At 58.8% G+C, this 25434-nt stretch carries 26 protein-coding genes; 19 read left to right on the forward strand and 7 right to left on the reverse strand.

Going from position 1 to position 25434, the window contains the following annotated elements; genetic code table 11:
- On the forward strand, window positions 1-366 hold a 366-nt coding region (locus PHW69_04715), incomplete at its 5' end, for a DUF2341 domain-containing protein (GenBank protein ID MDD4004489.1).
- Window positions 290-1282, forward strand: coding sequence for an FGGY-family carbohydrate kinase (locus PHW69_04720; GenBank protein ID MDD4004490.1), 993 nt, complete (start codon window positions 290-292; stop codon window positions 1280-1282). The genes PHW69_04715 and PHW69_04720, both read left to right, overlap by 77 nt.
- Window positions 1283-1312: 30 nt before the next feature.
- Here PHW69_04720 and PHW69_04725 read toward each other — a convergent pair whose 3' ends face one another.
- Window positions 1313-1513, reverse strand: coding sequence for a hypothetical protein (locus PHW69_04725; protein ID MDD4004491.1), 201 nt, complete (start codon window positions 1511-1513; stop codon window positions 1313-1315).
- Window positions 1514-1620: 107 nt separating this feature from the next.
- Here PHW69_04725 and PHW69_04730 point away from each other — a divergent pair, with 107 nt between their 5' ends.
- Entirely contained in the window at window positions 1621-2028 is a 408-nt protein-coding gene (locus PHW69_04730) for a hypothetical protein (GenBank protein ID MDD4004492.1), read from the forward strand.
- An 8-nt stretch (window positions 2029-2036) separates the two neighbouring features.
- Window positions 2037-2558, forward strand: a complete 522-nt coding sequence (locus tag PHW69_04735) for a hypothetical protein (GenBank protein MDD4004493.1) — start codon at window positions 2037-2039, stop codon at window positions 2556-2558.
- Between the two features lie 65 nt (window positions 2559-2623).
- Here the strand turns inward: PHW69_04735 and PHW69_04740 are convergent, their stop codons facing one another.
- Window positions 2624-3025 carry a hemerythrin family protein gene (locus PHW69_04740; GenBank protein MDD4004494.1) on the reverse strand — a complete coding sequence of 134 codons (402 nt, stop codon included), beginning with the start codon at window positions 3023-3025 and terminating at the stop codon, window positions 2624-2626.
- Between the two features lie 18 nt (window positions 3026-3043).
- A complete protein-coding gene (locus tag PHW69_04745) occupies window positions 3044-3910 on the reverse strand; it encodes a tetratricopeptide repeat protein (GenBank protein ID MDD4004495.1) in 867 nt (288 codons plus the stop codon).
- 15 nt (window positions 3911-3925) lie between these two features.
- On the opposite strand from PHW69_04745, the gene PHW69_04750 reads away from it, so the two are divergent.
- From PHW69_04750 to PHW69_04820, 15 genes are all read left to right on the forward strand, one after another.
- Window positions 3926-5602, forward strand: coding sequence for a sodium:solute symporter family protein (locus tag PHW69_04750; GenBank protein ID MDD4004496.1), 1677 nt, complete (start codon window positions 3926-3928; stop codon window positions 5600-5602).
- A 30-nt stretch (window positions 5603-5632) separates the two neighbouring features.
- Window positions 5633-5872, forward strand: a complete 240-nt coding sequence (locus PHW69_04755) for a hypothetical protein (protein MDD4004497.1) — start codon at window positions 5633-5635, stop codon at window positions 5870-5872.
- A gap of 196 nt (window positions 5873-6068) precedes the next feature.
- The gene (locus tag PHW69_04760; GenBank protein MDD4004498.1) at window positions 6069-6803 is read left to right on the forward strand and encodes a ZIP family metal transporter; all 735 of its coding nucleotides are present in this window, start codon (window positions 6069-6071) and stop codon (window positions 6801-6803) included.
- A gap of 220 nt (window positions 6804-7023) precedes the next feature.
- On the forward strand, window positions 7024-7998 hold the full coding sequence (locus tag PHW69_04765) for a hypothetical protein (GenBank protein MDD4004499.1): 975 nt from the start codon (window positions 7024-7026) through the stop codon (window positions 7996-7998).
- A gap of 65 nt (window positions 7999-8063) precedes the next feature.
- Window positions 8064-10148: a DUF3857 domain-containing protein gene (locus PHW69_04770; protein MDD4004500.1), complete on the forward strand. Its 2085-nt coding sequence runs from the start codon at window positions 8064-8066 to the stop codon at window positions 10146-10148.
- Window positions 10145-12196: a DUF3857 domain-containing protein gene (locus tag PHW69_04775; GenBank protein ID MDD4004501.1), complete on the forward strand. Its 2052-nt coding sequence runs from the start codon at window positions 10145-10147 to the stop codon at window positions 12194-12196. Before PHW69_04770 ends, PHW69_04775 begins: the two co-directional genes overlap by 4 nt.
- 16 nt (window positions 12197-12212) lie before the next feature.
- The gene (locus PHW69_04780; protein ID MDD4004502.1) at window positions 12213-12536 is read left to right on the forward strand and encodes a hypothetical protein; all 324 of its coding nucleotides are present in this window, start codon (window positions 12213-12215) and stop codon (window positions 12534-12536) included.
- Entirely contained in the window at window positions 12533-13516 is a 984-nt protein-coding gene (locus PHW69_04785; GenBank protein ID MDD4004503.1) for a J domain-containing protein, read from the forward strand. The genes PHW69_04780 and PHW69_04785 overlap by 4 nt, the downstream gene beginning before the upstream one ends.
- A 210-nt stretch (window positions 13517-13726) precedes the next feature.
- Window positions 13727-14056, forward strand: a complete 330-nt coding sequence (locus PHW69_04790; GenBank protein ID MDD4004504.1) for a hypothetical protein — start codon at window positions 13727-13729, stop codon at window positions 14054-14056.
- 276 nt (window positions 14057-14332) lie between these two features.
- Window positions 14333-16276, forward strand: coding sequence for a proton-conducting transporter membrane subunit (locus PHW69_04795; protein ID MDD4004505.1), 1944 nt, complete (start codon window positions 14333-14335; stop codon window positions 16274-16276).
- On the forward strand, window positions 16273-17163 hold the full coding sequence (locus tag PHW69_04800; protein MDD4004506.1) for an NADH-quinone oxidoreductase subunit H: 891 nt from the start codon (window positions 16273-16275) through the stop codon (window positions 17161-17163). Before PHW69_04795 ends, PHW69_04800 begins: the two co-directional genes overlap by 4 nt.
- Window positions 17163-17795, forward strand: coding sequence for a hypothetical protein (locus tag PHW69_04805; GenBank protein MDD4004507.1), 633 nt, complete (start codon window positions 17163-17165; stop codon window positions 17793-17795). Before PHW69_04800 ends, PHW69_04805 begins: the two co-directional genes overlap by 1 nt.
- The gene (locus PHW69_04810) at window positions 17788-19224 is read left to right on the forward strand and encodes a proton-conducting transporter membrane subunit (GenBank protein MDD4004508.1); all 1437 of its coding nucleotides are present in this window, start codon (window positions 17788-17790) and stop codon (window positions 19222-19224) included. The genes PHW69_04805 and PHW69_04810 overlap by 8 nt, the downstream gene beginning before the upstream one ends.
- Window positions 19221-20720, forward strand: coding sequence for an NADH-quinone oxidoreductase subunit C (locus PHW69_04815; GenBank protein ID MDD4004509.1), 1500 nt, complete (start codon window positions 19221-19223; stop codon window positions 20718-20720). The genes PHW69_04810 and PHW69_04815 overlap by 4 nt, the downstream gene beginning before the upstream one ends.
- Before the next feature lie 47 nt (window positions 20721-20767).
- Entirely contained in the window at window positions 20768-21463 is a 696-nt protein-coding gene (locus tag PHW69_04820; protein MDD4004510.1) for a hypothetical protein, read from the forward strand.
- Between the two features lie 302 nt (window positions 21464-21765).
- Here the strand turns inward: PHW69_04820 and PHW69_04825 are convergent, their stop codons facing one another.
- From PHW69_04825 to PHW69_04840, 4 genes are all read right to left on the reverse strand, one after another.
- Window positions 21766-22977, reverse strand: coding sequence for a clostripain-related cysteine peptidase (locus tag PHW69_04825; GenBank protein MDD4004511.1), 1212 nt, complete (start codon window positions 22975-22977; stop codon window positions 21766-21768).
- 161 nt (window positions 22978-23138) lie between these two features.
- A complete protein-coding gene (locus tag PHW69_04830) occupies window positions 23139-23870 on the reverse strand; it encodes a hypothetical protein (GenBank protein ID MDD4004512.1) in 732 nt (243 codons plus the stop codon).
- Window positions 23867-25036 (reverse strand): hypothetical protein, encoded by a 1170-nt coding sequence (locus tag PHW69_04835; GenBank protein MDD4004513.1) that lies wholly within the window; start codon window positions 25034-25036, stop codon window positions 23867-23869. The genes PHW69_04830 and PHW69_04835 overlap by 4 nt, the downstream gene beginning before the upstream one ends.
- Window positions 25037-25121: 85 nt before the next feature.
- The coding region (locus PHW69_04840; protein MDD4004514.1) for a hypothetical protein at window positions 25122-25434 on the reverse strand (313 nt) is incomplete at its 5' end.

Raw genomic sequence — 25434 nt, forward strand, 5'->3', positions numbered from 1 at the left:
GTGATCCACCGCAGCACCGGCACCGCCTACAACGAGACGGTCGGCGGGCTGGAGACCTGGCATATCTATATCGGGGAGCACTGCCGGGAGGATTACGGCGATGTGCGGTTCACCAACAGCACCGGGGCGGAACTCGCGTATTATCTCTGGCCGGACTACACGAGCAGCAGCGCCCGGTTCGCCGTGCGGCTGGAAGGGGCGGATGCTGCCGGAGAAGTGACGGTATGGTATGGGAACGCCGCAGCGACGACGACGAGCGATGCCGAGGCTACATATTATGTGTTTTTTAATGGACCTGTGGAACCTCACCGCAGGAAAAGTGCACGCCACGGACTACACAAACGCCTGCCGCACCATGCTCTTTAATATCCACAGCCTGTGCTGGGACAGGGAACTGCTTGAGCTTTTTCAAATACCAGCCTGTCTGCTGCCTGAAGTGCGCCGGTCATGGGGGCGGTTCGGCTCCATGCGCGCCGACCTCATACCCGGCCTGCAGGCCGACATCTGCGGCATGTGCGGCGACCAGCAGGCCGCGCTGTTCGGGCACGGCTGCCTCAAACCCGGCTCCATTAAAAACACCTACGGCACCGGCTGTTTCCTGCTGTTAAACACAGGCGATAAACCGGCCGCTTCAAAACAGGGCCTGCTCACCACGCTGACCGCGCAAACCTCTTACGGCAAACCCGTTTACGCGCTTGAGGGCAGCGTGTTCGCCGGCGGCGCGACGGTGCAGTGGCTCCGGGACGGGCTGAAAATTCTCGACAAGGCGGCCGACAGCGAAGCGCTCGCCAAAAGCGTGCCTGACGCCGACGGCGTGGTTTTCGTACCCGCGTTCACCGGGCTGGGCGCGCCTTACTGGGACATGTACGCGCGCGGCACGATAAGCGGCCTTACCCGCGGCACCCGCCGTGAACATATCGTGCGCGCCGCGCTTGAAGCGATCGCGTTTCAGAGTCTTGACGTTATTGAAGCCATGCGCCTGGACAGCGGGCAAACCGTTTCCGCCATACGGGTGGACGGCGGCGCAAGCGCCAATAATTTCCTTATGCAGTTTCAGGCCGATATTTCCTGCTGCCGCGTGATAAGGCCGGAACTGCAGGAAACCACGGCCTGGGGCGCCGCCGCGCTGGCAGGTCTGGGCGCGGAAATATGGCGCGCGCCGCAGGATATTTTCACCGTGCTTTGCGCGGAAAGAACGTTCACTTCAAAGATGCTCCCCAAAGACCGCGCGCGCGCCGCAACACGCTGGCAGAAGGCGGTAGCCAGAACCTGTTCGCGGTGACACGCCTGTCAGCGCGCCAATACCCGCCCGTTATTTCTCCGCAACAGCCGTTCCGGGCCGGGTTTTCAGATATTTGTAAAACACCAGGCCGGCATGAGCAAGAGCCGCCGCGCGAACAAACCCCGCCAGAACCCCGTGTATCCGCCAGCGCAATACTCCGGCAGCCGCAGTCAAAACCAGCGGCACCAGCGCGGCAGCGCCGGAATAAGTGATCAGCGCAAACGATTTCACTTGCCCCCCCCAATCGTTGCAGCGTCATGGCATAAAACGCAGTCCCGGCAAAATTTTATTATAATATCCGGTAATGGAAACCGGTCAGGCAAGAGCAGTATACCACGATGCGTAAAACTGCTGACTCCAAAGCAGCATTGAAACCCGCGGCACACGATGGCTTCAGCGGACGGCTGCTGGAATCCGTCAAAATCGCGGTCATTGCGGCGGCCATATCGGCCGGGATTGTGCACGCCAGGTATATATTCGCTTCGGTATTGCCGGGCAAAACCGTCAGGATCGGCACCTGTACGCCCGATCCCTGGACGGAAGCATGCATCGAAACCCTGTGGAACGCACTGCATGACCGCCATGCCGGCGGAACCGCCGTTTACAGCTGTCCGCTCACCAAAACGCCATACCTCGTGAAAACCGACCGCTCGGGCACGGTTATAGACTGCCCCAATCCTCACCGGCACAATTTAAAGCGCCTGCGCGCGCAGGGCAAACTGGTTATTCCTGAACCGCTGGATTGAAATTTATCATGACTCCGGTTATCCGACTCTGCACCAGGTGCGGCCGCCCGCACGATTACGAAACAGACAGGAGCAGCCTGTGCCAGTCCTGCCGTATGGCGGACGCTGAAAATGCCGCTATCAGCGGCAAACAATCCGAACATAACCGGGTTGACGAAACCGAACACGCCAGCATTCTTCAAACCCGGTTCGGCCTTGCGCTAAAACTGGCGGCGCTGCTGGCCTGTTTCGGCCTGCTTGCGTGGAACATCGTGGAGTTCCGGAGCACGCTCAAACCCGGCCGGCCATTGCGCTGGGGCTCCTACAATACCGATCGCGAAACCGAAAAATGCGTAACAAACCTCTGGAAAGCGTTAAGCGCGTTCCAGCAGGGCGACCGGGCGGTTTACGTCTGTCCGGCAACCGGCGCGCCATATCAGCTCATCAATACCGCCGAAGGGCCCGTGCTCGAGTGTCCCAACCCTCATAAACATAAACTCCGCAGACTTCGCGCCGGAGGAAAACTGGTCATGCCGCAAGCGGCAAAGTAACCGCTGCTGCGCGCGCCCCGCGCAACCGCACGATGACGGCAGACGGAATCCGAATACGGAAAAGTTTATCGCCCGCGCAGCCAGACCGCCCAGGCTCCGTCGGATTTCTGGATATGCGCGAGCAGCCAGGAAGTAATATGCCGGTACAGCAGCTCGGTAAGCTCTTCGCTCGCGCCCTGCGCGGCATACGTCCGCTCGATATTGGCAAGATTGCGCATGAAATAAGCGTGCTGGGCCTTATGCACGGCCATTTCGGGATAGGCATGCGCCTCCAGCAGCTTCTCTTCGTCGGCAAAATGCAATCTGGCATAATCATCCATAAACGCGATAATTGACTCCGCGTCCGGCTGTTCGCCGCCTCCGGCAATAGTTTTGGCAAACGCGTTGGCCCGGTCGAAAAGTTCCTTATGCTGCGCATCTATGGCATCGTTTCCAGTGGCAAGCGCCGGTGTCCATTCCAAAGGCATAAAATCCCCCCGTTAAATTCAGTTTTCAGGCCCGGACCGGGCTTTGGACTCGATCAGGGCGATAGCAAGCAGATAATGCGCGTCGGAATTGTCCTTTTCAGCCTCAATAACTTTCTGAAACAGCCCGACCGCCTCCGCCGCCTTGTTCTCATGCAGCAGCGCGCGCCCGAGGAAAACAAGGTGCGCGGTATCGTCGGGATGCGTTTGCAGCACATCGCGGCATTCGGCAATCATGCCCGGAAGAACCGTATCCGGCTCCAGATTATGATCCTTCCATAACTGCCGCCAGGTGACCGCCTCCAGAGCGCGGTATGCCGCGATAGCCTCGGGCAGTTTTTTCTGCTCCTCCAGCCCTTTGCACAGGTTGCGCAAGGCGTGCGCGAATTCCGGCGCCAGCTCCACAGCCTTTCGGTACGCGCCCACCGCGTCATCCAGCCTGCCGTCGGCCGCCAGCGCGACGCCAAGATTGTTGTACGCGCCGGCATACGCCGGATCAAGGTCTATGGCCTTGTTAAACGACTCCGCCGCCTCGGCGTAACGCTTGAGAGCGGACAGCATTATGCCCCGGTTATTATGGGACGCGGCCTGCGCGGGCGCAAGTTCGATCGCCTTGTCAAACGCGGCCAGCGCGTCCTGCGGGTTTTTTGCGGCATAGCACACCAGACCCAGTTCGACGTACAGCTCCGCCTTGCCGGGACTGGCGGCGATTTCGTTTTTCAGTTCGGCTATTTTCAGATCGTGTTTGCCTGCCATATATTCTCCAGTCTGTAGATAATAGGGAAATTGCCGCGTCTTTGCAACCCCGGCGCTCTGCCGCAGGGCCGCCTGTGGCGGGTGGCGGGGATCCGCGCGAGAAAGTTGGTATACTATAATGGAATTTTTCAAATTGGAGATTCAGGAATGCAGCTTAGCCCAATTGATTACATAATCATCGGCATTTATTTCTTTTTTGTACTGGCGATCGGCATGCTTTTGAAACGCAAGGTGAAATCCAGCGCTGATTTTCTGGGCGGGCGCGGAGGCAACGGGTCCATTCCGCTGTGGATAACGAGCCTCGCCTTTATTTCGGCGAACCTGGGCGCGCAGGAAGTGCTGGGCATGGCCGCCTCCGGCGCGAAATACGGAATAATGACCGCTCATTTCTACTGGGTGGGCGCCATCCCCGCCATGGTGTTCCTCGGCCTGTTCATGATGCCGTTTTACTACGGCAGCCGCGCGCGGTCGGTGCCGGAATACCTGAGCCTGCGTTTTGACGAGAAAACCCGCACGTTCAACGCACTGTCATTCGCGACGATGACGGTGTTTTCGTCGGGCGTGTCGCTTTACGCGCTGGCGATCCTGCTGGAGGCCCTGCTGGGCTGGAATTTCGGTTTTTCCATTCTGCTGTCGGCGGGGATCGTGGCGGTGTACACATTCACCGGCGGGCTGAAAAGCGCGATCTATAACGAGGTTCTCCAGTTTTTCCTTATCGTGCTGGGCATCACGCCGCTGGTTTACGCCGGCCTGCACAGGGTGGGCGGCTGGACCGGCCTTAAAACCCAGCTGCCGGCGGTAATGACCCATACCTGGCAATACATGGGCTCGCCCGACCAGAACCCCATGGGCGTAGGCATATTCGGCATGGTGATGGGCCTGGGCTTCGTGCTTTCGTTCGGGTACTGGTGCACCGACTTTCTGCTGGTGCAGCGCGCGATGACCGCACGCAGCATGTCGGACGCGCAGCGCACTCCGCTTATCGCCGCGTTTCCGAAAATGCTGCTTCCGTTCATTGTGATCCTGCCGGGGCTTATCGCGCTTGTCATGACCCGGATGAACGCCGGTTTTGCGCTCCCCGTCAAACCCGACGGCCGCATGGATTTCGACATGACGCTGCCCACCATGCTCACCTATTTCTATCCGTCCGGCCTGCTGGGTGTGGGGTTAACCGCGCTGATGGCTTCCTTCATGTCGGGCATGGCGGGCAACGTGACCGCGTTCAACACCGTATGGACCTATGACATTTATCAGGCGCATCTCTGCAAAACAGGCACCGACGAGCACTACCTCAAAGTGGGCAGGATAGCCACCGTGGCGGGCATAATCATCTCCATCGCCACCGCTTATCTGGCGCGGAGTTTTAACAACATCATGGATCTGCTGCAGCTGGTTTTCGGGTTCGTGAACGCGCCGCTGTTCGCGACCTTCCTGCTGGGAATGTTCTGGAAACGCACCACCGGTCACGGCGCGTTCTCCGGCCTGCTTGCCGGCACCGCCGCCGCGGCCGTTACGCACGGCATTACGATTGCGGAGGGCAAAGGCGGCTGGCTGCTGTTCGGCGGCATGAGCCCGCCGCACCAGTTCCGCTCGGCGATGGGGCAGGCGTTTGCCATAGCGATTGTGGCGTGGGCAACCTGTTTCCTCATAACATTGGCGGTCAGCCTGTTCACAAAACCGAAACCCGATGAAGAAATGCGCGGGCTGGTTTACAGCCTCACACAACGGCCGGTATCCACGGAAAAACGCTGGTATATGCGCCCCGGCCCGCTGGCGGCGGGCGTGCTGATAATGACGCTGGCGCTCAATTACATTTTTCACTAGACGGCAGACGGCGACTCCAAGGAGATAAACATGCTAAACAGATTACTGGATGATTTGCGGTTTCCGATCGGCCTGCTGTTCCTGATATTCAGCGTCATTCTTACGATCGTCGGCATAATTCTGCCGCTGAAACCCGGCTCCGGAACCAATCTTAACCTGTTCGCGGGCGGCGTGATGGGCGTTTTCGCGCTGTTCATGCTGGGTTCGGCGTTCCTGGCGGTCCGCGGGGCGCACGCCGCCGAAACCGAAGACCTGACTCAACAGAAATAGCCGGATATCTTTTTCCTTCGACGGCGCGTTCAATCCCGCCGGCGGCGTGTGGAACCGGTTCATGCAAAACCCCGGGCCCGGACGCGCTTTTAAACTGGCCGGCTTAAGCCTGAAATAACCCCGCTTTTCGTACGGCCGCCGCAAAACACCCGCATTTGACAGGCCGGGCTCCTGGCTATTTGAGTATAATGGATATATGCTGACAACGCTTATCGCGGTATTGATAGGGAATGTGCTGTCCGCCGCACTGGCGGGCGTGGTGCTGTTCCTGAAAAAAGACGATCTCCGCGCGATCATGCCTTATCTCATAAGTTTCGCGACCGGCACGCTGCTCACCACGGGCTTTGCGGGAATCCTGCCCGAAGCGGCGGAAGCCCTGCCGGTGAAAACCGTCATGCTCATTCTGCTGGGCGGGATACTGGCGTTCATGCTGCTTGAAAAAACGCTGATCTGGCGGCACTGCCACGCGCAGCACTGCGAAGTTCATCCGGCGTCGGGCTACCTCATTATCGCGGGCGACACGCTGCACAACTTTTTCGACGGGATGGCGATAGCGGTTTCGTTCGGCGTATCTTCAGCGCTGGGCGTGATGACAACCATCGCCATTTTCGCGCACGAGATACCGCAGGAACTGGGCGATCTGGCGGTTCTGCTGCATGGCGGCTTCTCGAAAAAACGGGCGTTTTACTGGAACATCGTGTCCAGCTGCGTGGCGCTGGCGGGCGCGGCGGCTGGCTATTTCGCGCTGGAGGCGGTGGCGGGAATAGGGCCTTACGCACTGTCACTGTCGGCGGCCAGCATTATATACGTTTCAATGTCGGACCTTATTCCTTCGATGTCCAGCAAAATCCAGACCGGGCCGCGGCATTTCATCGCTCTGCTCGCCGGAGCAGGCCTCATGCTTCTTTTCCTCTCGCATGGACATGCCTAACACGCGCGGCGCTGCAATAACGGCAATATGGGCGGCGGTGTTTTCATGCGGCGCAGGCGCCTGGGCCGGCCCGGCCGGACCGCCTTACCGCATTTCAATCTCTTCCGCCGTTTCCAACGGATCGGCATGGCCCGCGCCGGAATTTACAGCAACACCCGCACAGCCCGACAACCCGGAAACCGCGCCGCCTTACCGCATTTCAGTTTCCACCGCCGGGCCAATGGAAAGTGACGCCGGCAAAGATGCCGGCGTCATATCCGGCACGTTACGGCACGTCATGCGCTATACGGAAAACATACACGATTCCGTTTCAAAAAACTTTCTCAGAACCGTCGGCAGGGTGGACGACTATTTCGGCAACCGCTACTATGTGAAAACCCGGCAGAAAAGCGCGGCGGTGCTGACACTCGACACCTATATAAAAGAAGGCTCGCTCGCGTTCCGGCCCAACATAAACGCTAAAATAGACCTGCCCGGCACGCAGGACAGGTTCAATGTGATCGTGACGCACATACAGGAGGAAACGCTCGACAGGATGTCGGCCATGGAGCGGGTGCGCAACTCCCAGGACTATTTCGCGCAGGCTTTCAACAGAACCGGCAACTCCGCCGGATCCGACAACAACTCCACCACTTTTGTCGGGCTGCGCTACGCGCGCCAGCTCACAAAACATCTTGCCAATCACGTTGATCTCGGCCTGAACTACAATTTTCTGCCCCGGCCGTGGGTGCTGCCCAAGCCGTACGGCAGCTACAATCTGGATCTGACCCACGACATCAAGAATTTCCTCATCCGCCAGGACAACAAACTGTTCTGGGAAATGGGGAGCGATGCCGGCTACAGCGGCGCGCTCGTGCTTACGCGCCAGCTCGCGCAGAACCTGCTGCTGGAATCGGAATTCGACGGCAACCGCACCTTCGTCAAACCTAACTGGACCATGCTGGAAACAGTATCGCTCAACTGGATCGCTTCGGACCGCGACATCATAACGCCGATGTTCCAGGCCACCATGAATTCCACCCCGGCTTTTATCGCCACAATGTACACCGTGGCGGTTAACTGGCGCAGGCGCCTGCATAACGACTGGCTTTTTTTCGGAGCCGCGCCGGAAATAGATTATCCGCGCGACCACGCCTTCGGGCCGCAGTACCGGCTGACACTCTCGCTGGAAGTGATTTTCGGGTTCGCCGGATGACAGTGCCAAACATTCCGGCTCCGCATATCCGCGGCGGCAGCCGCGCGATTTTCTATAATTGCACTATGCGGCTCATTACTTTCGTCATGGCGGTCTGCGCGCTGTGCCCTCAGGCGCGGGCCCATGTGCTCAAACTGAAGGACGGCACGGTCATACAGGGCCATGCGCTTTCGGCAAGCACCGGATCATTCCGGCTGGAGGGCGGATTCACCGTGCCGGTCCGGAAAACCCTGCAGCTGCATTTCATGGAGCTGGAACCGGTCACCTCGGATTATTTCCAGCCGCTCCCCGAAAGTCCCGGCGCCGCGCAGCAGATCAACGCGCAGGCGAAAAAACTGGGAGCCCGTTACCCGCAGGAACAGGGATTGGTGCTGCGCGACCTGACGGACATCACTCTGCGGAGTGACGGTTCGTGGTTTCTCAGGCGCCATTTCACCGCCAAAGCGCTGGCGTTTTCCGCCGCCGAGGATTTCAAGCAGTTCGCCGAGGAGCTCGATAACGGGCGCGAGCGCGTCAAATTCCGCAAAGCGACGGTCTATCGCCCCGACGGATCCGCCGCCACGCTCGACCCGGCCAATCTGGCGTCCACCGAGCCGCAGGCGCAGGACGGCATGTATTCCGAATCGGCAATGCTGGTCTATTCCTTCCCGGAATTTTCAGCCGGCAGCGCGCTGGACGTGATAACAGAACGCGAGGTTTTCAGCCCTTTCAAAAAAGAGTTCTTTTTTCCGCGCGCGCTGCGCCGGACACTTTATCCGGTGGCGGAGTGGCGGTTCTCCGTCACCGTGCCGAAAAACAGAAATTTTTTTTATTCGGCGGATCGGTTCACCGGCGAGTTCGCCCGATACGCCGCGCCCTCGGTCACCCGCTCGTCCGCCGCCGTTACCTACACCTGGAGAGTGAAGAACCTGCCGCCGGTGATACCGGAAAGGATGATGCCGCCCGCCATGGAGCTTTATCCTGCCGTCAAAGGCGCGCTGTTCAAGGGCTGGGGCCCGGTTTTCGACTGGATCAGCCCCCAGTATCTTGAAAGAATGACGCCGGACCCGCGCCTTGCCGAGCTGGCCCTCGGGCTTACCGCCGGCGCTTCGAACCGGAACGAAAAAATCGCCGCGCTCTACCATTATGTCCAGAAAACGATACGCTATACGGCGGTCAAACTGGGAATGTCGTCGAACTGGGCCGGTTATGACGTAAACCTCACCTGGCGCCGCAAATACGGCTGCTGCATTGACAAGGCGCTGCTGCTTGCCGTAATGCTGAAAACGGCAGGTGTGGAGGCGGAGCCGTTCGTATTGAACGCCTCCAATGTGCAGGCACACGATTTCCGGCTTGCCGATATGGATTTCGAACATGCGGTAGTGCGCGTGCGGACGGACTCCGGCATTTTGTTCCTCGATCCGACCGGCAATGATTATCCGTACCCGTACATGGCGCCGGAAAATTATTCCGCCGGCGGCATCGCGCCGCTCAGCCGCACCACCGATTACACCACCCCGCCGCCCGCGCGGGAAAACCGCACCGAATATGATTACACCGTCTCCGTCACGCCGGATCTGGCCGAAAAAATCAGCCTGACCGCAACCTATTACGGCCCCACGGAAGGCGTTCAGCGCGCGGCGTTCCGCGAGCTGGCTCCGATAGAGCGCGCTCATACCGTGCACGAATGGCTCAAACAGATAGCTCCGTCCGCCAGAGCCGGCCGGCCGCGGTTGAGCCATCTGGAGGATTTCGACGGGCATTTCAGCATCCAGACGAGTTTTTCGCTCGACCGGGAGATAATTGAAGCCGGCAACCTCCGAATTTTCACACTGCCGGGGTTCGAGCAGAGCTTTGCCGAGGCGGGCACCCAGTCGCGGCTGTACCCGCTGGTCTATCCCGTGCCGGAGCAGATCGTGTACAACTACACCATCACTTATCCGAAAGATTACGATCTGGAAGCGCTGCAGCCGCCGCTGGAACTCAATAACCGGTTCGGCTCCTTCACGCTGAAAACGGAACACGAACGGGGCCTTATACGCCTGACGGCCGTTTTCACCCGGACGGCGCGGCGCATATCCGCCGCGGACTACCCGCAATACCGCGCGTTTTTAAACCGGATTTCCCGCATTTCGCGCGACAAAATTTTTTTCAGCCTGAACCTGCAATGAAAATACCGCACACTCTGACAATACTGCTGTTTGCCGCCTGCGCGACCGCGCGGGCGGACATCCTGGTGCTGCGCGACGGCACCGAAACGGAAGGCGCCTTCGCCGGCCTCGAAAATAAAACGCTGTATTTTACCGACGGGCGCGGCGTGACCGGCGCCATTGCGGAAAAAGACGCGCTGAAAGTGCTGTTCGTGCAGCGGCGCGAAAACGTGCCGGATTATCCGGCCGGGCCCGAAGCCGAAGCCGCCGCGCAAAGCTCCGCCACCGCGCGCGATTTCGATAACGAGGCCGCCGCCAACTGGCTGCGCCATTATTCATACACGCTGCTGCCGGACGGCAGGGCGGTCCGCTCCCGGCGCGTTATCAGGAAACTGCTGCTGGAAGAAGGGCGCGACGCGGTGGGCAACGCCAAATTCTTCTATAACAGCGCGTACGAGGAAGCCGGCCTGCAATACGCGCTGTCGCTCAACGGCACGACGGCGGCGTTCACCGACGCAACCACCGTAGTTGACGGCACCGAGGAAACCGATTTCCCCGAATATGACCAGTATGCCAGCGTAAAGTTCTCGATCCCGCGCGTTTCACCGGGCTCGGCGGCAGACTACACGGTGATAAGCACCGCGCCCGCAATTTCGCCGCAGTTTCCTTTTTTCGACAGGGTGCATCTGCTCGACCGCTACCCGGCAAAGCAGCTGCGGATTGATGTGACCGTGCCGGATAACATTATCCTGCTAAGCTCGGCCAGCGCTGGCGTCGAGCTGGTGAAAACCGGAGTAACGGAATCAAACGGCCTGCGCACCGAAACCTGGACGGCGCGCAACACCCCGGCAAAAGTGCGGGCGGCGAAATACATGCCGGTTTTCTGTTTCGCGCAGGCGGACAGCTGGGAAAACATCGCCTCGTATTTCGCCGGGCGGATCGGCGAACTGCTGAAAAACGACACGCTGCCCGAACTGCCGCCTGCCGCGGGCTTAACCGAAACTCAAAGAGCCGCCGCGCTTTACCAGCTGGTGTCGGACAATATCATATTCGCGCCGGTCTATATGAGCCATTCGACATACCTGCCCAGGCCCGCCTCGCTGACATTGAAGCGCGGCACCGGCAACATGCTCGACAAACCCTTCGCGCTGTACGCGCTGCTGCTGAAAAACGGCATAAAGGCAAGCCTTGTCTATTCCGACACCCGGGAAGACCCGGCATTTTTTCCGGAAATTCCCTCCATCCGCCAGACCGCGGAAGCGGTAATACTGGCGGAGCTGGACGGAAAATCCGTCTGGCTGGCCCCGCTCGGTCAGGACAACTCGTTCGCCGCGCTGCCGCCCCGCCTTCAGGACTGCACTGGACTGATAGTGCACGGGCCCGGCACGGGAACGCTGGTAAAAACTCCGCTCGCGCCGCCGGACGAATCGGCTTTGCGCACCGTTTCAGCCATGATAATGGATGGCGCCGGAAACCTGCGCGTGAAATCCCGCTACAGCTTCACCGGCAAATATGACGCGGACTGGCGCCAGTACCGCCATATAACCCGCGACGAGCGGCGCAAGAACGTGGAAGCGAACCTCAACGCGGCGCTGCCCGGAGTGCGGCTGAGCAGTTTTGAATTTACGGGACTTGACAGTCTGTCCGACCGGCTCGGCCTCCGCGCCGAATACGAACTGGACGGCTACGCCCTCACCGCCGGCGGAAGATATCTGGCGTTTCGCGTGCCGGATATGGAGAAATCCTCCCAGAACGCGGTACTGGAAACCCGCGACACGGAACTCGACCTGCAGTCGCTGGACAGAACAACGGTTTCGGCTGAAATCGCCTGCCCGCGTGAATTTTTTGTCTACCACCTGCCGCCGCCGCTCAGCATTGACGAGGAGTGCTGCGGTTACTCCGCCCGGTACGAAAAAACGCCCGGCGGCATCCGGCTGGACGAGGAAATGACAATAAAACAGCCGCGCATACCCGCCGGCCAGTATCCCCGCTACCGCGATTTCATAAGAAAAGTTTCGGAATACAGCCGCAATTACGTGGTGCTGAAAAGGAAAAATATCGCGCAATGAATTGGTATAATCAAGTATGAGCCACAAGCACAGAAACCAGCAGACACCAGAACCGGCGAAAGCCGAGGAACAGCTTTTGCCCCAGCAGGAACGGGCGCAGGAATCCGCCGTGGCGGAACCGGCCGCCGTGCCGGATACCGCTGCTGAACCAAACTCCGGCACAGCTGTTGCGGCGGGCGAAAAAACAGCATATATAGTGTTTACGGCGGTACTCGCGCTTGCGATAATAGCCGCGATGACTCTGCCCGGCGCGCTTAACATCCAGAACGCGCGCATTGAACGGATTATCATGGCGGCCATGACGCCGTTTCTTGTCTTTGTCATTATAAAACTAAGATGAGCGCGGAATATAAGGACTACTACAAGATACTGGGCGTAACGCGCGCCGACGGCGCGGACGCGGTGAAAGCCGCGTACCGCAAACTCGCGCGCAAATACCACCCGGACATGCACCCGGACGCGAAAAAAGCCGAAATGTCCGAAAAGTTCAAGGACATCAATGAAGCCTACGACGTACTCTCGGATCCGAAAAAGAAAAACATGTACGACTCGCTCGGCCCGGACTGGGACAAGGCCGGCCCGGCTTATGCCGGCGGACAGCCGCGCGGCGCGCAGGGCTTCCCCGGCGGGTTCGGCGGGCAGAATTTCCGTTATTCAGCTGGCGGCGCCAATAATTTTTCCGGGTTCAGCGATTTTTTCAATTCCATTTTCGGAGGCGGCTCCGGGTTCAGCGCCGGCGGCGCGCCTTTTGATTTTGACGCGGGCCGGGAAACCGGGCCCGGATCCCAACTGGACATCGAAGCCGAACTGACGCTGCCGCTGCGCGAAGCCTTTGCCGGCGGGCAGAAAACTCTCGCGGTACCCTACAACTCCGTTTCAGGCGGGCGCCGCTACCGCGCCATAAAAAATGTGACCGCCAAGCTGCCCGGCGGCATTAACGACGGCGCAACGATAAAACTCAAAGGTCAGGGCATTTCCCAAAACGGCAGAACCGGCGATCTTTATATAAAAGTGCGGCTTTTGCCCGACCCCGGATTCCGCCTGGACGGCCTTGATCTGGAAACCACCGTGCCGGTTCCGCCCTGGACCGCGGCCCTGGGCGGCGAAACAACCGTTGCCACGCTGGACTCGACTGTGCGGATCAAGGTGCCGGAAAACACTCCTTCCGGCAAGAAACTCAAGATTAAAGGCCACGGATACGGCAAGCCCGCCGGCCCGCGCGGCGATTTATACGCGATTATAACAATTGCCAACCCGGAAAAACTGACCACCCGGCAAAAAACGCTTTACGAACAGCTGGCTGAAAACAAAAACGCATAAGCGGAATTCTGCCGCCCGCGCCCCCGGTTCACACCGGGGGCTTTTTGTTTCCATGGGACCCGGCCATCGCAAATGCACCGCCCGCCCAAACCGCCGGGCGAAAAACCGGATTTACGAACCAAACGCCGCATACGGGAATCTTTGCCGGCTGCGTACAAGGGAATGGACAGCGGCCTTATACTTTAATACCATATCCTTGGGTGAGGGGGTATGATGCGCACAACCGTGAAACGCAGGACAACCAGAAAATTCTGTCCCGTATGCAAGCGTGAAAAACTTGTCGCGGCGGAACTGCCGGACAGCACCGTTCTTTTCTATGAATGCGCCTTCTGCGGAGAATACTACGACTCGCTCGTGCATGTTGACCAGTCGACGACCGATACCTGGCGGCTGGGCCTGCTGCGAAACCCGGAATTCTGGAATTTCACCAGCCGCGGCATTGATGACCACACTGCGGAAATGAACCGCAGGCTGCAGGCTGGCATACCCCAGTATTTCGGAGCGTATGCGATGGAACAGATTCCGAACGCAAAACGCTGACCGGCAACATCTTCCCGGCATATGCAGCGGGATTTTTAGCCGCCAACTCCGCCTGCCCGGTGTACGCAGGCGGAAAACCTGTTTTTGCCGACACGCAACTCTGCAAGACCAGCTATGGTTATGGCCACTGTCCGGCGCAAAGGCCGGCAGCGGATGCCGTGCATGATTTAAACCGGCTGGCACGATACTCGTGACAAAGAACATTTAACCTGATGATTTGTCCCGAACCTGTTAAAATGGTATCTTTAAAATATCTTCAATGTCGGCGGGTTTATTGTGAAAGACTTGGTTCTTCTGCTCAGTTCGACAGCAGTTTTAATAATTTCCGCTTTTTTATCGCTTGCCCTGCGAAAACAGCCCGGGCTGGCCGCGTTCGCCGCCATTGCGGGATGCGTTCTGGCCGCCGTTTCCGGCCTTGCGGCCATCGCGCTTTCCGGCTTTCACTCCGCGCTCGCATTGCCGTGGCCCGTACCCGGCGGACAGTTTCATATCGCGCTTGACTCCATCAGCGCGCTTTTCCTTGCCCCGCTTTACATCCTGTGCGCCTGCGGAGCGTTATACGGCAGACGCTACGGCGGGCTCAACAGCAAAACCGGCTACAGTTTTTTTCTTTATAATATACTCGCAGCCTCAATGGCGGTTGTATTCACGGCACGCAACGCGGTGCTGTTTCTGACGGCGTGGGAGATGATGACGCTGTCGTCTTTCCTGCTGGTCGTGCTGGATTACGGCAGCGAAGAATCCCGCAAGGCCGGCTGGCTTTACCTGATTGCCACTCACATCGGCACCGCGTGCATAATCGCTTTGTTCGGCGCGGCGTGGCACATGACAGGCTCGGCGGAATTCTCGGCGTTTCCGCCGGCGTTCGCCAAACTGCCTTTTGCCGCGGTCGCGCTGCTGACTGTGGCCGGATTCGGCACGAAAGCCGGCTTTTTCCCCCTGCATGTGTGGCTGCCGAAAGCGCACCCGGCTGCGCCGAGCCATGTGTCGGCGGTGATGTCAGGCATAATGATAAAGGCGGGTATTTACGGGATCATCCGCATGATGACGCTGGTGGACTTGATCCCGTTCTGGTTCGGCGCCGCGCTGGCGGCCATTGGCATAGTGTCGGGCATACTGGGCGTATTGTTCGCGCTGGCTCAGCATGACCTTAAAAGCCTGCTCGCCTACCACAGCGTGGAAAACATCGGCATTATCGCGCTGGGGCTGGGAACAGGATACATGGGCGCGGCGGCAGGCCGGCCTGAAATCGCGTTCATCGGGTTTGCCGGAGGGTTGCTGCACGTTATAAATCACGCGTTTTTCAAAGGCCTGCTGTTTATGGGCGCGGGCTCGGTGCAGCACGCGACCGGCCTGCGGGACATGGACAAACTGGGCGGCCTACTGCGGGCCATGCCGCTGACAGGCGCGACTTTCCTGATCGGAGCCGCCGCTATTTCCGGGCTGCCTCCATTCAACGGCTTCATCAGCGAATTCCTGATTTACTCCGGCGCGTTCCGGCTGATGATGGCAGGCGGGCACTCCGGGCTGGCGGGGCTGGCGGTATTAACCGCGCTGGCTCTAATCGGAGGGCTTGCCGCGGCGTGTTTCGCCAAAGCGTTCGGCATGGTTTTTCTCGGGCTGCCGCGCACGAGGCTGGCGGCCGCGCCCGCAGAATCGCCCGCGCTGATGACCGCGCCGATGATACTGCTTGCCGCATTATGCGTTTTAACAGGCGTTGCTCCGCAGGCGGCGGCAAAGCTGGCGATTCTTCCCGCGCTGACGCTGAGCGGAGCGGATTACGGGGGCCTGCCTCAGGTTTTACAGCCTATCGGGCTGACGGCAGCGATGGTAATACTGTTATCCGCGCTTGTCTGGTTCCTGCGCGACAGGCTGCTGGCAGGGCGCAAAGTGACCGCCGCCGGAACCTGGAGCTGCGGCTACAGCGCGCCGACCGCGGCAATGCAATACACCGCATCCTCTTTCGCGCAGCCGATCGTGGATATGTTCGGGCTTGGCACCGCAAAAAAAATCAGCCGGCCGCAGGGCCTGTTCCCGGTTTCGGCGGAGTTTCACAGCCATACGCCCGACCCGGCGCGCGACATGCTGTTCAGCCCGGTTTTCAGATATATTGACACACGAATGTCTGCCCTGCGCGTCATACAGCACGGCAATATACAAACCTATATCCTTTATATAGCCGCCGCGCTGGTGGCCTTGCTTGTATGGACGGTGCTATGAACGCCGCCGCCGACTATTTGACAGCGCTCGCGCTTGCACCGCTGCTGCCCGGCCTAATCAGCCGGGTGAAAGCGTTTTTCGCGGGCCGGCAGGGCCAGCCGGTGCTCCAGCTTTATTATGATTTATGGAAGCTGGCGCATAAAGGTACGGTATACAGCTCCGTTACCGGCCGGGTTTTCAGGCTGGGCCCGGCAGTATCGCTGGCGGCGGTGTCAGTCGCGCTGGCTTTGATTCCGGCGGGCGGGCATGGCGCGCTGCTGGCGTTTGACGGCGACCTTATTCTGTTCGCGTACCTGCTGGCGCTGGCGCGGTTTGTCACGGTGCTGGCCGCGCTTGACACCGGCTCAAGTTTCGAGGGCATGGGCGCGAGCCGCGAGGTGTTTTTTTCCGCGCTGGCGGAGCCGGCGCTGTTCGTTTCGCTTGCGGTAATGGCCAAAAAAGCGGGCGCGTTCTCGCTCAACCTGATTTTCACCACGAACAACCCGGTCACCGGCAACCCGCTGCTGCTGGTGGCGGGCGCGCTTTTCATTATTCTGCTGGCGGAGAACTGCCGGATCCCGTTCGACGATCCGAACACACATCTTGAACTCACCATGATCCACGAAGTGATGGTGCTAGACCACAGCGGCCCCGATTTCGGACTGATTTCCTACGGCGCGGCGCTGAAACTGTGGCTTTTTTCCGCGCTTATCGTGCGGCTGGTTCTGCCGTTCGGAGAATCGTGGCACAGCGCCGACAACCCGGCCCTTTTTTATTGCGGAATATGCGCCGTGGCGCTGGGCGCGGGGCTGGTCGAGTCGTGCATGGCCAGATTCAAACTGCTCAAGGTGCCCGCCATGCTGCTTGCAGCGGCGGTGCTGGCGTTTGCGGCTTTTATGGTGGCGTGATGAACCCTTTCGAACTGCTTGCGATACTTGTGATACTCTGCGACATCGCGCTCTGCGCGACGGGCCGGCTGCGCGTGCTGATCCGCGCGGCGGCGGTGCAGGGCGCCGCGCTGGGCCTGCTGCCGTTGGCAAGGCATATTTCCTCGGAAACGATACTGCTTGTCTGCGCCACTATAGGCATAAAAGCGTTCCTGTTCCCTTATCTTTTGCTGCGCGCGCTTGAAAAATCCGGCGCGGAACGCGAGCCGAAACCCTATATAAGCTATAACCTGTCGCTGGGAATATGCGCGGCGCTGTTTGCTGTGTCAGCCTGGCTGGCGGCCGCGCTCGACGGCGGGGAACCGCTTATGACCGCGGCGTTCTTTTCGGTCTTTTCAGGCTTTTTTGTGATGACGGCGCGCAAGAGCGCGTTTTCGCAGGCGATTGGCTATCTGGTTCTGGAAGGCGGGATTTACGCGTTCGGCATGACATTGCCCGGCGGCTCGCCAGCGCCGGTCGAACTGGGCCTGCTGCTGGATATTCTGATGGCCGCGTTTATTATCGGGCTGATGCTTTACAATATCAGCCGCGAATTCGCGCATGCGGATATGGCCAGGATTTCATTTCTAAGCGAGGCGGAAGATTATGATTAGCGCGGTCATCTTTCTGCCCGCGCTTGCGGGCGCGGCGGCTCTGCTGGCCGGCAAACGGTACGCCCAGTTTATTTTAAAAACCGCCGCCTGCGCGCATCTGGCGCTCGCGCTGATGCTGTGCGTTTTTCCCGTCACGGAGGGCTACTGGCTGGCGCTGGACGGCGCGGGCCGGCTTTTCCTGCTGGTCACGAGCGCATTGTTCGCCGCCGCCGCGTTTTACACCGCCGGCTATCTGGACTATGCCGCTTCGCGGCGCAGCGCGCATATCCTGGCTCCGCTGTTCGGCACCCAGCCCCAGCCGGTGTTTATAGCTTTCATGCTGTTTTTTCTGGCGGCCATGAGTTTTGTGTGCGTCAGCAGGCACCTGGGACTTATGTGGGTCGCGCTGGAAGCGACTACGCTCACGAGCGTGCCGCTGGTCTGCTTTCACCGCATGCCGCGCCAGCTGGAAGCCGCGTGGAAATACATGATGTTATGCTCGGTCGGCATAGCGCTCGCCCTGCTCGGCAATTTTTTCATGGCGGCGGCTATCGGCGGCGGCCAACTGCCGCTTCTGCATGACACTTTGCGCGAAAACGCAGGGGCGCTTGATCCGCTGTGGCTGAAAGCGGCATTTGCCGTTTCCTTCATAGGCTACGGCACAAAGATGGGCCTCGCGCCCATGCACACTTGGCTGCCCGACACCTACAGCGAGTCGCCTTCGGTCGTGGCGCTGCTCTCCGGCGCGCTTTTAAACTGCGCGTTTCTGTGCCTGATGCGGGTCAGCGCGATCTGCTCGGCGGCGGCGCTGGGGCAGTTTTGCGGGCGCGTGTTCATCGCGTTCGGCCTGCTGTCGGTGCTGATCGCCGCCGCGTTCATCCTGCGCCAGAAAGATTACAAACGCCTGCTGGGTTATTCCAGCATTGAAAACATGGGGATCATCGTCATGGCTTCAGGCGCGGGCGCGCATTACGCGGCGGTGCTGCACATGGTAAACCATTCCGCCGTCAAGGCGATGCTGTTCATGCTTTCGGGCAATATCCTGCGGCAGTACAAAACCAAACTCCTGCCGGAAGTGCGCGGTTTATACGCCACGCTTCCCAAAACCGCGATTCTCTGGATCGCCGGTTTTACGGCAATACTGGGCCTGCCTCCGTTTGGCCTTTTTTTCAGCAAACTGCTCACGATAAAAGCCCTCGTCGGCGGAAAACATTACTGGGCGGCGGGACTGCTGCTTTTTTTCATAGCCGTCATTTTCGCGGGAGTGTCGCGCAAAATAATGGAAACGTTAAGCCCGCTCGAAAACGCGAACCCGGCGGAGGAACGCCCCTGCTTCATCTGGCCCGCCGCGCTGCTGGGCCTTTGCGCGCTGATTCTGGGCCTGTATATTCCCCGTTATTTCAATTCCATGCTTGAAGCGGCGGCCCGCGCGCTGGGAGGCGGGCTATGACACTGAAACTTAAAAACGCCTCGTGCGGCCCGACCGCGCAGGCCGAACGACTGGCCCCCGCTGAACTGGGAACGCGCATCGCCGGCTGCGTGAGCGAAGGCGGAACGCTGCTGTCGCTTTTCGCGCTTGAACTGGCGGACGGGCTCAGCCTGTGCGCCCTGCTTGGCGACCGCAGGGAAAGCGTTATTGAAGTGCTGCTCGCGCCGCTGCGGTGCGACAGCTATCCCGCAATCACTCCGCTGGCTCCGCAAGCCCACTATTTCGAGCGTGAAATAGCCGAACAGTATGACATCCTGCCGCAGGGCCATCCCTGGCTCAAGCCGGTGCGGTTCCATGAACGCTGGCGCAAAGGCGCCGCCGTGTTCGGAACCGGACGGCCCGCGCCGGGCGTATGGGATTATTTTAAAATGTCCGGCCCTGAAATTCATGAAGTGGCGGTGGGCCCGGTTCATGCGGGCATAATCGAACCGGGCCACTTCCGGTTCCAGTGCCACGGCGAAGACGTTTACCATCTGGAAATCCAGCTGGGCTTTCAGCACCGCGGCGTCGAAAACGCCATGCCTGGCGAAGCGGCGCGGCGCATTTTCATAGCGGAAACACTCGCGGGCGACACCACCGCCGGGCACGCCACAGCCTATTGCAGGATAGCGGAAGCGTTGTCGGGCGAAGAACCGGCCGCGCGGGCGGACGCGGTGCGCGCCATCGCCATGGAACTGGAACGCCTGGCCAACCATACCGGCGACCTTGGCGCGCTGGCGGGCGACACGGGCTACCTGCCGACCGCCTCTTTCTGCGGCCGGCTGCGCGGCGATTTTCTCAATATGACGGCTTTGCTGTGCGGCAGCCGCTTCGGCAGGGGACTGCTGACGGAAGGCGGAGTGCGGTTCGAGCTGTCCCGCGAAACCGGCTCGGAACTGCTGAGCCGGCTGCGCGAGGCCGAACGCGACACCGCGGGAGCGGTCAACCTGCTCTGGCAGTCGCCTTCGGTGCTGGCGCGGCTTGAAGAAACCGGAAAACTCAAGCGGGAAGACGCCGTTGCGCTTGGCCTGACAGGTGTGGCCGCGCGCGCCTGCGGGCTTGAAATTGACGCGCGAACGGATTTTTCATCCGGTCACTACAAAATCATCGCGCCGGAACCGGCCACCTGCGCGTCCGGCGACGTTTACGCGCGCGCCATGGTGCGCTGGCGCGAAATCAGCCGGTCCATCCGCCACATCCGCCAGATACTCGACACCGCGACCGGCGAGATCCGGTTAAAACCCTGCGGCGCATTCGCGCCCGACAGCGTAGCCGTAAGCATCGAGGAAGGCTGGCGCGGCGAGCTGTGCCATGCGGCGTTTACGGGACCGGACGGGAAATTAATCCGCTACAAAATCACCGACCCGTCGTTCAAGAACTGGGCGGGCCTGGCGCTGGCGCTGCGCGGCCAGCAGATTTCCGATTTCCCGCTCTGCAACAAGAGCTTCAACCTTTCCTACTGCGGCACGGATCTGTAATCATGTTAAAAGCCTTCATACAACGGCTCAGGCAAAAAGAACGGACGATGAAATTTCCGGCCCGGCCGCCGGTTCTGCCGGACCTGTTTCGCGGACTGCCTGTACTGACCGGACAGGAGATCCCGGCTGAAAGCGCGGCGCTCTGTCCCACCGGCGCGATAAAAGCCGGCGCGAAACCGCAGATAGATCTGGGCAGGTGCATTTTTTGCGGCCGGTGCGCGCAGTTTGCGGGAAACGCGGTTTCTTTCAGCCGGGAATACCGGCTCGCCGCGTCCACCCGGGCGGGCATGCTCCACGCGGGTGGCGAATATCCCGCGGCGCGCGCGCTGGACAGGGAAGCGCGGCGCATCTTCGGGCACTCCCTTAAACTGCGGCAGGTAAGCGCGGGCGGCTGCGCCGCCTGCGAAGCGGATGTAAATGTGCTGGGAACGCTGGCCTTCGATCTGGGCCGGTTCGGGATACAGTTTGTGGCTTCGCCCCGCCATGCCGACGGCATTCTGGTGACCGGGCCCGTTACGAAAAACATGCAGTCCGCCCTGCTTGACACCTACGCCGCCATCCCCGAGCCCAAACTGGCGATAGCCGTTGGCGCATGCGCCATTTCAGGCGGCATTTACTCCGGCAGCCCGGAAACCTGCGGCATGCCCGAGTCCATACCCGTAGATCTTTATATACCCGGCTGTCCCCCTCACCCGATCACGATACTGGACGGACTGCTGCGCCTGCTGGGCCGGATCCGCTGACACGGATCACCGCTCCGATCTCCTGATCACACTCATGTTTTCCCTTTCAAGCCGGGACCGGCGGATTGCGCCGCCCGGATAAAAATTCCATAAACACGCCACATCCGCAGCAGCCTTTTTATGGCCATAAACGAAACCACAGCCGCCTGAAAACAACCCGCGTGAGCATCCGGCGAACCGCGCGGCCCGCCCCCGCCCGCCAATACCCGGCCAAGGCTGCGGACAGTGATACCGGAGCGGGAATATATGAAAACCGCCGCGTCTGAAAAGGCGCGGCGGGCAACAAGACATTATCAGCGGCGTTATTTTTCAAGAACCCATTTCAGGAACTCGTCCCAGCGGGAGTCACGCGCGAAATCCAGCTTTTCATAATCCGCGCTGTAAGTGTCGCGCGGAAGATAAACAGAAACTCCGCCCGCGCGCTTGAAATCCTCGCTCACCGTGCCGTTAGCGGCTACATACTTGTCCTTGATAAACCGCATCAGTTCCCGCGCGCGCGCTTTTGTCTCGCCGGAACGGACGGCATTGCCTTCGGCGAGCCGGACTGCGAAATCGTACAGATCCCGGTAGTCCGGGTCATAAAACGCAAGGGTGAGCGCAATAAGAGTTTTTACATCGGCGCGGAGTTCGTTGCGCATGACAGTGTCGGCCAGATTATTCACGTTTGCAATCAATTCGTCCCGATAGCCGGTGCGGACAGCGGAAAGCGTAACCGGCTGCTGCGCCGGCTCGAAATAGTTCCGGTAATCGGCTATAATCACGGCCGCCAGTTCCGAACCGGACATGGACGGCCGCTGACGCAGCGCGCCGAACGACGCGGCGTAATCAAACCCGTCAGCCGGCTCGATGTCTTCGGAAGCGAGAATGAGATCCGGCCCGGTTCCCGTCTGGTAAAGCACGCTCGCCAGCTGCATGAGGCAGGCGTCAATCGCGTAAAGATCAACCCCGCCGGCGGCGGCAAAAATCCGGCCCAGATCGCCGGTGCGTATGTAGTGGCCGCTGTCAACGTCAATGGAAATGCCGCGGCCGTGCAGATCTTTAAGATGATCGAAATAATCGTCTATATTAGCGTCTTTCCAGCCGGTGCCGTGATCCCACATGACAAGCGCGTAATGCCGGGCCGGAAATTCCGATTTGCACCACAGGATGAAACTGGCAAGGTGCTTCCAGTCGCCCATATCGGCGGGAAATGTCTGCAATGAGGCGGTTTCGATTTTATCAGGATCGGCGCCTTTTCCAATCAGATACCTGCGCACGCCGCTCCAGTCGCCGTCGCCGGTGTCATATTTCACGCTGCGGCCCAGCTCGGCGACAAAATTCACCCGGTCGGTGGAACCGCCGATCTGTTCAAGAGAATTGAAATCAGTCAAAGCGGCAACTTCAAGGTCGTTTTTGCCGTTGAAATAAAACATCACCGTCCAGTCTTTTTCCGGACGGACAGCCTTGCCGCCGACCGGTTCTTCAGCGCACAAAAAAGCCGCCGAACCCAGCATAAGGGCCGGCAGCAGCGACATTATACGCAAAGCGGGTCTCATCTCTATTATTATATTGGCGGAATCCGCGCCCGGCATGGACCAAAAGACCTATTTTAAACCTGGGCCTTCTCCGGCAAACACCCCCGCGCAACAGATATGCAAAAAGATTGCTATCAAGATTAATTCATACGACTTCATATCTAAAAACAACGATAATCATTTTCTGGATTCCCATCACACATACCCAATGCATTCAGAAAAAGTTTTTGCGTACGATCCCAAGCATAAATGGTTCCGTCATCTCCCCAGTCCCTGCATTTTAAATAATATGCATACTCTTTGTCATCGCAATAACAATCTCGTATATGTTTTATCTTGAATCCGTCAAATTCCAGCGGCCGATCATTAGCGGCACTATCGCTAAAAGGCACCACAATTCCCTTCGGCTTGAACACAAGCAGATTAGTCGGTTTATATTCCAACGGCTTGCCGGCTTTCCTGGCGTCAGGATAACACCCACGCCGTTTAATTTGAACAGGATAGTATTTGTCAGTCGAGCTGGACAGCAGCACAACCACAATATCGCCGTCGCGGTCATGCCCTGCGACGACGGCGTCCATCTCGCCGTCGCCGTTAAAATCGCCTTTCACCGCGTACGGCAGCGAATTGGCCGCATATGGGTAGTGCTCCACCTGCTTGGGCGGGTATTGCCCGATCTCCCAGAACACGAAACCCGGCGCGTACCCGTATAGCGCGTCAGCCATTGGCGTGCTAAGCTCAATGGCTTTGGCATATTCTGGCTTAAGCGGCGAGTCCGGCGGAAATTCATGACCGGGCAAAACCTCACGCCATTTAGATGCCTCCCCGGCAAACACCCCCGCGCAAGCAAACAGAATCAACCAGTTACAAAAAAAAAGTTTTATCGGCTTCATTTGCAATCCTCGGAAATATTAGGATATTCATCAACGGGCTGCCCGTTGCTTTGCAGAATAATACACTCATCGGGTATAGTTTTATCACAACATTCTATTATACGCGAATCATTTTTGATTTCATCATAAAAACTGTTCTTGCTGTTCCTTGACTCAAGATGATAATGATATATTTCCCCAACACTATCTCCCTCGGTATATACTTTGAAGGGACCACACATTAAATTAATAAGTTTTTCGCGGTTTTTCTTGTGCACGCTCCATTTGCGGATATCGGCACTCGTGCCGAATATATGTCCCCTATGCGGTTCCAGCCAATCATCGCGGATATCGAACCGGCCGCCCCACGGGAGGCTCATGTCGTTTATGTCAAGAACACCGGCCTTGGGACAGGTTTTCTTCCAGTCCTTGGCAATCTGGGTAAGGGCATCGTTCATTGCCTGTGTGCCGAAATGGTTTTCAGGATGGTCTAAATTGGATCCGATAAGATTGTAATACTTGCTGGGCTTGAGTTCTTTAAGATCCGGCACCCGGACCTTGATGGTAGTATAAAGTTCCTGTCCGTCGCATGCGCCGTAAAAAGTGGTGGTCGAATATACCTCAGCCGAATAGGACGCGAATCTCACATAATATTCAAAATCGGTATTTATCGGCAGCAAAGGCCCGTCAATATAACCATAAAACAACGTCCAGCCCTGGGTGGGCGTGGCATAATGGGATATCGGGTCAACTTCATAATGGTTATGGCCGGAAACTCCATGCCGGATACCATAATCATCATTTATGGCCCAGTAATCGGTACCCTGCGCCCTGCAGCGCGCGATATTGCGCACAATATAACCAGGCAGCATTTCAACAAGCGCATGACCGTCACTGGTGACGGTCGGCTCCAGCGGAACCCATGTGCCGCCGATATAAACTTCACGGCTGATGGACGCGACGGGAGCCTGAGGCGGCGTGATACCCATGAGCAGATCTTTGACCTTGGTTTTACCCCCGGCAAAAGCGTCAAGCGTTACAGCTTCTGCCGTGCCGGCAGACGGAACGAAAAGGCACAACGCAAGAACAACGCGCCATAGCATATGTTTCATGCCCCCCTCTCTGAGTTTGCGCAAAGTAAAAACAGGTTGTACCGCAATGCCGGCAAAAGCCGGATTGACTGTCAAAAACCGGGCCGGGCGCAACGCGTCCCGACCCGGTGAAACCAGCACAGTTTACGGGTGTTGATTGCTCAATACCCAAAATCAGCTCTTAACGCTCCGCCTTATCAGCCGGTTGCACTTCCTTAACACCGAAACACCTCTCCGTGCCATCCCAAAATATGACGATAACATAATCTTTGGAAAGCGCCTTGACCCGCACAGCGTTCCCGCCGGGCGACATGGCGTAGCCGGCCACCGTAAAACCGTTCAGCGACTCGCCGGGTGTAACAACAGCCGGCTGCACTTCCTTGGCATCGAAACTCCTCTCCGTGCCATCCCGGAATATGACGACAACATAATCGCTGGAAATCGCCTTGACCCGCACAACGTTCCCGCCGGGCGAGATGACGTAGCCGGCCACC

The organism is Elusimicrobiaceae bacterium, assembly GCA_028700325.1.
Classification (GTDB): domain Bacteria; phylum Elusimicrobiota; class Elusimicrobia; order Elusimicrobiales; family Elusimicrobiaceae; genus JAQVSV01.

Excerpts from the sequence above, each read along its gene's own strand:
- PHW69_04720 (MDD4004490.1), top strand. The coding sequence starts at position 290 with ATGGACCTGTGGAACCTCACCGCAGGAAAAGTGCACGCCACGGACTAC.
- PHW69_04730 (MDD4004492.1), top strand. The coding sequence starts at position 1,621 with ATGCGTAAAACTGCTGACTCCAAAGCAGCATTGAAACCCGCGGCACAC.
- PHW69_04735 (MDD4004493.1), top strand. The coding sequence starts at position 2,037 with ATGACTCCGGTTATCCGACTCTGCACCAGGTGCGGCCGCCCGCACGAT.
- PHW69_04740 (MDD4004494.1), bottom strand. The coding sequence starts at position 3,025 with ATGCCTTTGGAATGGACACCGGCGCTTGCCACTGGAAACGATGCCATA.
- PHW69_04750 (MDD4004496.1), top strand. The coding sequence starts at position 3,926 with ATGCAGCTTAGCCCAATTGATTACATAATCATCGGCATTTATTTCTTT.
- PHW69_04755 (MDD4004497.1), top strand. The coding sequence starts at position 5,633 with ATGCTAAACAGATTACTGGATGATTTGCGGTTTCCGATCGGCCTGCTG.
- PHW69_04760 (MDD4004498.1), top strand. The coding sequence starts at position 6,069 with ATGCTGACAACGCTTATCGCGGTATTGATAGGGAATGTGCTGTCCGCC.
- PHW69_04765 (MDD4004499.1), top strand. The coding sequence starts at position 7,024 with ATGGAAAGTGACGCCGGCAAAGATGCCGGCGTCATATCCGGCACGTTA.
- PHW69_04770 (MDD4004500.1), top strand. The coding sequence starts at position 8,064 with ATGCGGCTCATTACTTTCGTCATGGCGGTCTGCGCGCTGTGCCCTCAG.
- PHW69_04775 (MDD4004501.1), top strand. The coding sequence starts at position 10,145 with ATGAAAATACCGCACACTCTGACAATACTGCTGTTTGCCGCCTGCGCG.
- PHW69_04780 (MDD4004502.1), top strand. The coding sequence starts at position 12,213 with ATGAGCCACAAGCACAGAAACCAGCAGACACCAGAACCGGCGAAAGCC.
- PHW69_04785 (MDD4004503.1), top strand. The coding sequence starts at position 12,533 with ATGAGCGCGGAATATAAGGACTACTACAAGATACTGGGCGTAACGCGC.
- PHW69_04790 (MDD4004504.1), top strand. The coding sequence starts at position 13,727 with ATGATGCGCACAACCGTGAAACGCAGGACAACCAGAAAATTCTGTCCC.
- PHW69_04800 (MDD4004506.1), top strand. The coding sequence starts at position 16,273 with ATGAACGCCGCCGCCGACTATTTGACAGCGCTCGCGCTTGCACCGCTG.
- PHW69_04805 (MDD4004507.1), top strand. The coding sequence starts at position 17,163 with ATGAACCCTTTCGAACTGCTTGCGATACTTGTGATACTCTGCGACATC.
- PHW69_04810 (MDD4004508.1), top strand. The coding sequence starts at position 17,788 with ATGATTAGCGCGGTCATCTTTCTGCCCGCGCTTGCGGGCGCGGCGGCT.
- PHW69_04815 (MDD4004509.1), top strand. The coding sequence starts at position 19,221 with ATGACACTGAAACTTAAAAACGCCTCGTGCGGCCCGACCGCGCAGGCC.
- PHW69_04820 (MDD4004510.1), top strand. The coding sequence starts at position 20,768 with ATGAAATTTCCGGCCCGGCCGCCGGTTCTGCCGGACCTGTTTCGCGGA.
- PHW69_04825 (MDD4004511.1), bottom strand. The coding sequence starts at position 22,977 with ATGTCGCTGCTGCCGGCCCTTATGCTGGGTTCGGCGGCTTTTTTGTGC.
- PHW69_04830 (MDD4004512.1), bottom strand. The coding sequence starts at position 23,870 with ATGAAGCCGATAAAACTTTTTTTTTGTAACTGGTTGATTCTGTTTGCT.